At 38.4% G+C, this 8,827-nt stretch carries 7 protein-coding genes; 4 read left to right on the forward strand and 3 right to left on the reverse strand.

The features are described 5' to 3' along the window. Window positions 1-98: 98 nt before the first annotated feature. A complete protein-coding gene (locus CH352_RS18065) occupies window positions 99-893 on the reverse strand; it encodes a crotonase/enoyl-CoA hydratase family protein (protein WP_100708191.1) in 795 nt (264 codons plus the stop codon). A 179-nt stretch (window positions 894-1,072) separates the two neighbouring features. Between CH352_RS18065 and CH352_RS18070 the strand changes: the two genes are divergently transcribed. The 3 genes from CH352_RS18070 (at window position 1,073) to CH352_RS18080 (ending at window position 4,678) form a co-directional block, all read left to right on the forward strand. After that, the gene (locus tag CH352_RS18070) at window positions 1,073-2,197 is read left to right on the forward strand and encodes a helix-turn-helix domain-containing protein (protein ID WP_100708192.1); all 1,125 of its coding nucleotides are present in this window, start codon (window positions 1,073-1,075) and stop codon (window positions 2,195-2,197) included. 114 nt (window positions 2,198-2,311) lie between these two features. Further along, entirely contained in the window at window positions 2,312-3,379 is a 1,068-nt protein-coding gene (locus tag CH352_RS18075) for a fatty acid desaturase (protein WP_207766724.1), read from the forward strand. Window positions 3,380-3,400: 21 nt separating this feature from the next. After that, complete coding sequence (locus CH352_RS18080; RefSeq protein ID WP_100708194.1) at window positions 3,401-4,678, forward strand: phthiocerol/phthiodiolone dimycocerosyl transferase family protein; 1,278 nt, start codon at window positions 3,401-3,403, stop codon at window positions 4,676-4,678. A gap of 7 nt (window positions 4,679-4,685) precedes the next feature. On the opposite strand, the gene CH352_RS18085 is transcribed toward CH352_RS18080, so the two are convergent. Both CH352_RS18085 and CH352_RS18090 read right to left on the reverse strand, forming a co-directional pair. Continuing rightward, window positions 4,686-5,093, reverse strand: a complete 408-nt coding sequence (locus CH352_RS18085; protein WP_100708195.1) for a hypothetical protein — start codon at window positions 5,091-5,093, stop codon at window positions 4,686-4,688. A gap of 9 nt (window positions 5,094-5,102) precedes the next feature. Then, entirely contained in the window at window positions 5,103-6,560 is a 1,458-nt protein-coding gene (locus CH352_RS18090) for an APC family permease (protein WP_100708196.1), read from the reverse strand. Window positions 6,561-6,853: 293 nt separating this feature from the next. Here CH352_RS18090 and CH352_RS18095 point away from each other — a divergent pair, with 293 nt between their 5' ends. Beyond that, a complete protein-coding gene (locus CH352_RS18095) occupies window positions 6,854-8,398 on the forward strand; it encodes a hypothetical protein (protein WP_100708197.1) in 1,545 nt (514 codons plus the stop codon). The last annotated feature ends 429 nt before the right edge of the window (window positions 8,399-8,827 follow it).

Raw genomic sequence — 8,827 nt, forward strand, 5'->3', positions numbered from 1 at the left:
AGGCAAGTAGAATTCCCTGTATCCGAATATTGTTCGTTAGGAAAGCGAATTAAATACGGATTTTAGTTAAAGCCGATATATTCTAAAAATTTAAAATACTATTTTCCTTTGAAAACGGCGGTTCTTTTCTCTAATAAGGAACGGATCCCTTCTTGACCGTCTTCCGATTTTAAGCAATCGGTCACCAAAGGGACTAGATCGTCTATTGCTTCTAAATCTCCAACTTCTATTGCTTTTCTTGCGTTCGTTAAGACCGCATCTATCGCCTTTGGGGCCTGGGCGGAAATTCTTTCAGCAAGTTCGATTGCTCTTGTTAATAATTCTTTTTTAGGTAAAATTTCTTGCACGATTCCGATTCGATATGCTTCCGAAACATCGAAAGTATCTCCCGTTAGGATATATTTCATTGCATTTCCCCAACCCGAAGTTCTTACAAATCGGATGGTTGCTCCGCCGAAAGGCAAGATCCCTCTTTGCACTTCCATTTGAGCGAACACAGTTTTTTCTGCGGCAAGTGCGATGTCGGAAGCAAGCATTAATTCGATCCCTAAAGTTAGGCAAAACCCATGGACTGCCGTAATCAAAGGTTTTTTCCGAACTCTATCTGTTCCTCCCGTATCCCAAGGATTGATATTTCCTTTTTTGAAAAAATTTCTACCTTGCTCAAGGATCGATTTTGCAACATCTTCCAGTTCTAAACCGAAAGTGAAATGAAGGCCGTTCGCATATAGAACTGCACATCTGGAATTTGGATCATCTTCGTAAACAGTGAGAGCATCGCTTAGCTCCATGATCATTTGTGTATTCATTGCATTTCTGGCATCTGGACGATTGAGTGCGATACAAAACACAGGACCCTTCTTTTCGATCTGGATATAAGTATAAGATTTCATAAAATCTCCACGGGTGGATAGACCACATAGTCTACTCATTATATCCTATGTCTTTTGTTTTTCTAAATTTGATGTCAAACTTTTTGCATTTTAATAAGATCTAATTTCGTTTCCCAACTAAAGCCATCTGAGCCATACAGAAGGTTGACAACCCAGAAAGATGATAGATAAAGCCTTTGATGCCTAATATTCCGATTCCATTTCCGGATTCTCCGATTTTCTGGATTTTAGTTTCTTTTACGATCTTCGGAACGTATCTCGGAGCCTTATTATGTATAGGGCAGAATATTTTAGAAAGAAAAACCGCTCTCAATCGTTTGCTTTCTTTGTTGTTTGTGTGCTTGGGTTTGTTACAAGGCACCTGTTTATTTTATGTGTTCGGACTTTCTTCTTCTTTTCCTCGGCTCGTACTTCTACATATTCCCGTTTTGGGTTCCATAGGTCCGATCCTTTACGGCATCCATAAGATCATTCAAAATTCGGAATTCGAAAAATTTACATTGGGCTTAAGTCCTAAACATTCTATTCTACCAGCCATCATCTGGATTTTGTATTTTCTGAGTTATATGCCGGATTCGGATACGATTAGGGAAGGAATACGAATATTCTCCGAAACAAGAAGCATATTCGATCTAGTTTTTATGATCCCGCTACTTATACTCGCTGCATACATTGCGGGATTATTGAGAGGGAGCAGAATATTATTTAAACCGAATGTTCTGAGAGAAGAATGGACCGCAAGAGTTCTACTTTATATTATTCTCGCCACAATCGCAAACCATTCAGTGGGTGCATTTTTTCTAATGGATAAGGATCCACTCTTTCTATTGGTCAGCGCCTCTATGATGGCATTAAGTCTTTGTGTTTCTTATTTGATTGGCAGAAGATACCCTGCTTATTTCCAAAACTTGCAAGAAGTAGCAAGAGTCACTTTCCAAAAATATTCCCGCTCCTTACTCCAAGGCATGGATATCGCCACACTCAGGGAAAATTTGCTAAAAGCGATGGAAGTCGAAAAACTATACAAAGACGAAGACTTGAGTTTGGCAAATCTTGCGGATGAGTTAGGACTTTCTTCTCACCAACTTTCCGAATTGATCAACCAAGAAATGGGCAAAAATTTTTCCGCATTTGTAAACGAGTATAGGATCCGCGAGGCTTGCGAACTACTCTCCAAAAATAAGGATTCTTCTATCCTGGATATCGCCTATGAGGTTGGATTTAGGAGCAAAACTTCCTTCCATAGGGCATTTCAGAAGGAGGTTGGAGTTCCTCCATCCGAATTTAGAGAGAAAAATTCATAAGTAACGGTCCCATCCTATCAATTGAAACCGATTCTGCGGTTTCGGTTTATAGAATGGAACGACGGATCTGAGATCCTGGATATAATTCCATTCATCAGTTATGTCGGAGTGGATATGAGTTCCTTTGTCCTTGAGCGAAAAAACATTTCGGATCGATTTACCGAAAAAGAAAAAACAAAACGTATTATCAAATGGATCCGTCGTTCGGATTCTAAACTTAGAAAACGTTTCTCTTTTTTAAAATACCAAAACGCAATCGGATTCGGGATCACTATGGGGTCCGCTTTCGGAATGATCTTACTCGGAAGTTTGTACGTAATGGATGTCATTCCATTCTGGGCTTGTATTATCGGGAATGGGATCTTGGCATCTTTTCTTCATGAGATGGAGCACGACTTGATCCATAGTATCTATTTTAAAGAAAATCCTAAGATGCAAAATTTTCTATTCTGGATGGTTTGGTTATTCCGTGCGAATACAGTCAATCCTTGGTTCAGAAAAGAGATCCACCTTCTCCACCATAAACTTTCTGGAAACATAGAAGATATAGAAGAAAGATTTATTAGCAATGGAATGCCATGGGGGATCAGGCGAATACTTGTGATGATAGATCCGATTATGGCAGTGGTCCTGCAGGGGCCGAAGATCAGAAAAGATGCGATCCGTTATCTTGCAAAAATAAAAGCGAAGCCGATCAAGGGACCTTATCGTTTAATGTATCTTCTTCTTTGGTATTTATTCTTGATCTGGGGATCAATTTCTTTGATCAATTGGGCATTGGGAAGTCCTATGCAAGAAACTGGAGTTACAGCATATATTCATAATTTATTAAATACCGCCGCGGTGGTGTATTTGATCCCCTGTTGGCTAAGACAATCTGCCATACAAATTGTTTCATCTAATATGCATTATTACGGAGACGTGAAGAGTTTATACCAGCAGACCCAAGTGTTGGATTCATGGTGGGTATTACCTTTACATTTGTTCTGTTTCAATTTCGGAGCCACTCACGGGATCCATCATTTTGTAGTAACACAACCATTTTATCTACGACAAGCAGTCGCATCTAAAGTAAAACCGTTCTTAAAAAAATATGGAATTCGTTTTAACGACTTTGAAAGTATGACAAGGGCGAATCGTTACCAAAAAGAAGAAATGGATGGTATTGCGATTCCGGCCTAGTACGTTAAAGTCGGAAATGGCATGCAAAATTTAAAAGAATCTGAAAGACCCCAAGGTCAATTCATTCGATCCTTAGACCAAGCGGAGGCAAATTTCTGGCTTTATGACCGTGCCTCCTCAATGAACTTCTGCGTGATGGCAGAGGGTGAGGGTTCCTTCTCGGAAGAGAGTTTACGAAAAGCACTGGACCTTATTCAAAACAAACATGCGTTAGCTAAGGTTCAGATCTTAAAACAAGCCGGACAAGATTCTCATTTATACTTTGCAACCTCGGATAGAAAAATTCCGATCCAAAAGGATTTTTATTCTCCCGATTGGAAATCCAAATTAGCTAAGGAGACAATTCGACTTTTTGAATTGGGAGATTCTCCTTTAATCAGGACTATATTTTATACTTCCGGAAATTCTAAATTTGCGATCGGAGTTATCTTTCATCATAGTATTGGAGACGGAAGATCAGGTTGTAGATTTCTCTTAGATGTACTTAGAGCAAGTACAGGAGAAGCTGATGAAATTGAAGAAGATTCAGAATATTCTTCCTTAATGGAATTATATCCTGCAGAAGAATTGTATAAGGGTGGACCCAAACCTGAAAAGCCTTTAACGATCCCTCAATTCTCTCGCAAAAAAGAAGAACAAGATCCTGAGATTATCAGTTTTTATTTGGAAGAAGAAGATGTTGAATCGCTATTAAAAACTTCTAAACAAAAAAAAATCTCCTTTCACGGGATCTTAGGTGCAGCTCAGGTAACAGCTCTTTCGGATTTTTTTGACAGGGAACAAGAAGGAGTATTGTATCTTTCTACACCGGCGGATCTGAGACCTCACCTGAGTCATCCAGTGCCGGATTCCGCACTCGGACTTTATATTTCCTTATTCACCACTCCTGTGAATATTCGAGATCCTTTCGATATGAAAGCAAAAGCGATCATGAATGACGTAAGGGCTCGTATCGGAAGAAGAGAAGGCAGAGCGTTTTACGAACTACTTCCTCCTTCCGAACAATTTTTGGAAAAAGAAGATGGGCTAAAACTTTTCCAATTGTTAATGAGTCGAAATCCTCAATCTAGTTTATTGAGTAATGTAGGGATCATTCCTGTTTTAGCTTCAGATGAAATAAAAGTAAAAGAACTTTCTTTTACGGTCCATCCGGCTTTGACCCAAACAGTTTTTACGACGGTGACAACCTATGAAAATAGAATGGCTATCAATATAAATTACGATAAGAATCGTTGGAAAGAAGAGGATATCTCTCAATTCGCATATTCTTTCCGGAAGAATATACTTTCTAATTCCTGAGTGTGCCTCAAAAAGGAAGGATCCTTTTTCTGTTTATAAAAACTCTTCTGCCAAGGATCCAGCCACAGATCAAGATTACGCAGCCAAAATAAGAGATCAAGTTTGGAATTAAAAGAATCTTCACTTCTGCGAGGACTGGAACCTGCATCGTTAAGCCTGCAAGCATTAGGATAGTATGGATTTCTGCAACTCTTGCTTTTTTCTCATCTAAATATTTACCTAAACCTCCTCCAGTGATAAAGGCAAGAACTCCGAAAACGGCTCCAGCTCTTCCGATAGTGGCAGAAAAATATTCAAAATTTTGAATATCAGGAAATTGGAATAGAATGACAAACGGACGAGAAAAAAGAAAACTTAAGGAAACGATCCCCAAATATCTATGAAGCCTAAGTTTGTTTTTAGGGGAAAGTTCCAAGGCAGAAACTTAAGCGGGATCACCGCTACCTACCGGAACAGGTTCATTTTCTGGAAGTAAACTTAAACCGCCTGCTTCCAATTCGGGCTCAGAAATAGTGTCCATCGGGATCGGATGGGATTTTTTAGAAAGTTTAAAATAGTAATACAGCGGAACGGAAAAAAGAGTGAAACCAAAGCCCCAGAGAGCTTCCGCACTTTTATTATATAGCAATGTTGCAATAATTAGAATATTAGAAAGTATGTATAGATAGGTCGAATACGGATAACCTGGGATCTTGAACTCATTCTTTAAATGTCTTTTTTCGAAAATAATTGGCGTATATGCGGTGATCGTTGCAAGCAATAGGGTAGAGCAGGTGATCAGATATAAAAGTGATTCAATCTCCTTTACAAAGCAGAAAAGACAAGCGTACAGAAACTGAAAGATCAGAGATTTATAAGGACTATGATATTTGGAATGTAATTTTGCCATGCTTGGGAAAAAGAATCCGTCCCTCGCCATCGCAAAATAAATTCTGGAACCACCTATGATATAAGCGGAAATTCCACCGAGGAAAACCCAACAAATAAACGCAGTGATTAGAATATTCACACCGTTCCCGAATAAGAATCCGGAAGCAGTCACGCCTATCTTCTCATCTCCCGCCAGAAATTGGATAGGAGCAGAGCTTAAATATAGGAAATTGATTAGAACATAAAGAAAAGTAACCAAAGTGCAGGAAACGATCACAGATTTGTAAATATTTTTTTCCGGATCTTTTACTTCTTCTGCGACGTAGGTGATCATATTCCAGCCCAAATAGGAAAAAGTGACCGGGATAGCTCCCGCAAGCAAAAGATTCCACCCTTGAAGATCGGAAGGTATCAGAGAAAAGGATTCGAAATTTTGAATATTATAATTTCCGATAACAAAACCTAAGGTCACAAACGCAACCAAACCCAAAATTTTGAAGGTAGTAAAAAAGTTCTGGATACGAGAGGCGAAACCAATCCCAAAAAAGTTCACAATTGTGAAAAATAAGATCGTTGAAATCCCTAAGATCTGGGCCACGCCCAACGAAAATGTGATCCCCAAAAACTTGGATTCTAAGAAATAAATGTCCCAACTGGGGTTGAACAAGGTAAGAAACGATTTAGAAAATGCAATTGCAGAAAGAGAAATGGAAGCGGAAAAATTCACCGACAAAGAAAGCCATCCGCTAGAAAACGCTACAATCGGAGAGTAGGCCTCCTTTAAATAAACGTAATCTCCTCCCGCATACGGAAAGATACTTGCAGATTTCGCATAACTCATCGCGCCCGCGATTGCCAAGAATCCGCCCAGAATCCAACAAAGAAGCGCCCAATTTGGATTAGCAGTTTGGGTAAGAATATAACCCGTAGTGATGAAAACCCCCGGTCCTACCATAGAGCTGAACATAAGAGAAATTGAATCGTAAAGATTAAGAGAGCGACGAAGTTTCATTTCGGGTTTTGGTCAAAATAGCCTTTTTACTTTCACTCACAAGACATTTTCAAGGAATTTCAGAACGCTCATCATGGATGTTGGATAGGTATTGGAAAAGGCTACCTAATTTACACTACATTTGATTTTGCATAACAAGCTTCGGAGGCTCGATACAGTGTGCAAAAAAATATATATTCGGAGGATAAATATGGTTTAAAGACACTTTTGGGATATCAATAGATTGCCATTTGACATGAAGGTTCGTTATGAAAAATGATGTTTGATAATTCTATTTCGGTGGGTTTTGTATTGTGAATATCCTTCTGTTTCGATGGGCTCCGATTGTCGCCGGATTTTCTGTATTTATTAGTGCGGTTTTTCGTGTGCTATTTTTTTATAATTCGCCTGATGCTGAATTGATCGGAGTTATTCCTGACGACGCTTTTTACTATATACAGATGGCGAGACACCGCGCTTCGGAAGGCATTTGGACATTCGATGGAATTACAGTTACTACTGGTTTTCATTTTTTATATGGATATATTTTAGTCTTTATATATTCCGTCTTTGGTGATGTAGACTGGAGGCATTTATTTTTGATAATCGGTGGACTTGCTTCCATTTTTATGGGGGTATCTGCTTATTTTACCGCACGCATTGCGGAGAATTTTTTCGGAAAAAGTTCCATTTTGTTAGTCCTGTCCCCATTTTTTACTTTTACGGCATTGATGCAAAGTACTGCGATGATGGAATCCTGGCTCGTTTTATTTTTCTCAGCGTCTTCACTTTATTTTTCAACTCAGGACAAGGATTTCTCCATCCTCTCTGCTATCGGACTTTGCTCGTTAGGCATATTTGGATCTTTATCTCGGTCTGATTTTGGGTTATTGGCGGGGGTAGTATTTGCCGCTTATTTGATTAGTTTCCCTTGGTTTAAAACTAAAAGCCTGAAACGAAGTGCGATTGTTTTAGTGGGAGCAGTAGTTGGAGTCTGCATTATCCTATTACAAAATTTCTATATTTCTGGTCATTTCTCTCAAGGAAGTGCTCAGGTAAAGTTATACTGGTCTTCCTTAGGGGGCCATTCTGTTTTGCCGATAATTCTTTTGATAGGGTCTATGTTTCTTCCCTTCTTCTCAATATTGAACAAATCAATTCAAATTCTCTTATTATTATCATTTCCTGCCTTAGTTGTTTATTCTTCATATAAGTTTATTAAATCGAAAAATAGATTTAGCTATACTCCATCTTTGATTTTGGCTTTTTCTTGTTTTTTTACGATAATCGGATACGTTTTCTTTTATCGATATAATTCTCGAGGAATAAATGTTTGGTATTCGTCTAATCTCATTGTGCCTATTGGAATCGTGCTTGCCGCACTTGGTAATTTTTTGTTTAGAAAACGATTATTGATTCCGGCAGTTTTGATACTTTCCGGGTATCTTTATGTGGGTAAGACAAAATTTCTCAGTAGCAGGTGGCCTCACCAAATTGGAATGCTCAAAGCAGGACTTTTTTTAAAAGAAAAGAAATTCGCAAAGGTTGGGGCCTGGAATGCCGGGATTATTAGTTATTTTTCAAAAGCTTCTGTAGTTAATATTGATGGGTTAGCGAATGATGGGGTATTTTCTTTTGTAAAAGGGAATACCTTATTTGATTATTTGAAATCAAATAAGATCGATTACTTGATTGACTATGAAGAAATGCTTAAAAACGAAGAGTATCAAAAAAGGGGAGGATATTTCGACAAGAGAATAGATCGATGTTTGCGTTCTGTTTACTCTGTTGATGCTGGTTCGCCTAAGTGGAATGGATCCGAATTGAAACTGTTTAAATTTATTCCGAATTGTAAATGAAGTTTTTTGCTCAAAGCCGTTGAAATGGATTCATCGATTTTGCAAGTTATATTAAGATATCATAATAAACTAAATCTATGTCCCGAAGGCTTCCTAAGTGCTACAATCTCTTCGAATTCTCGTTTGACTTATGTCGCATTAAAGCCGGAGATTCCATAATTTTGAAGAGATGGATTTGTAAAATTTCTATAAAAACAGTTTGACTGGCCGGGTCGATTTTGTATTTTGGTCTTCTGGCCGTTTTTCGGTCGGCAACCGAGATTTTCGGGTAGAACGGCATTCGCCTTTCAAATCGTAAGTCGAGGGAAGAAACAAAGTTCTTTTACAACGAATATAACTGCGAATGAGAAATTAAAATTTTTTTATTAGCTGAGATTGTATCATGGTGATGAGTTCGCCATGGTAATAATAATCTCGAACACTATTGAA

This window comes from Leptospira hartskeerlii (assembly GCF_002811475.1).
In the GTDB taxonomy this organism is placed as follows: domain Bacteria; phylum Spirochaetota; class Leptospiria; order Leptospirales; family Leptospiraceae; genus Leptospira_B; species Leptospira_B hartskeerlii.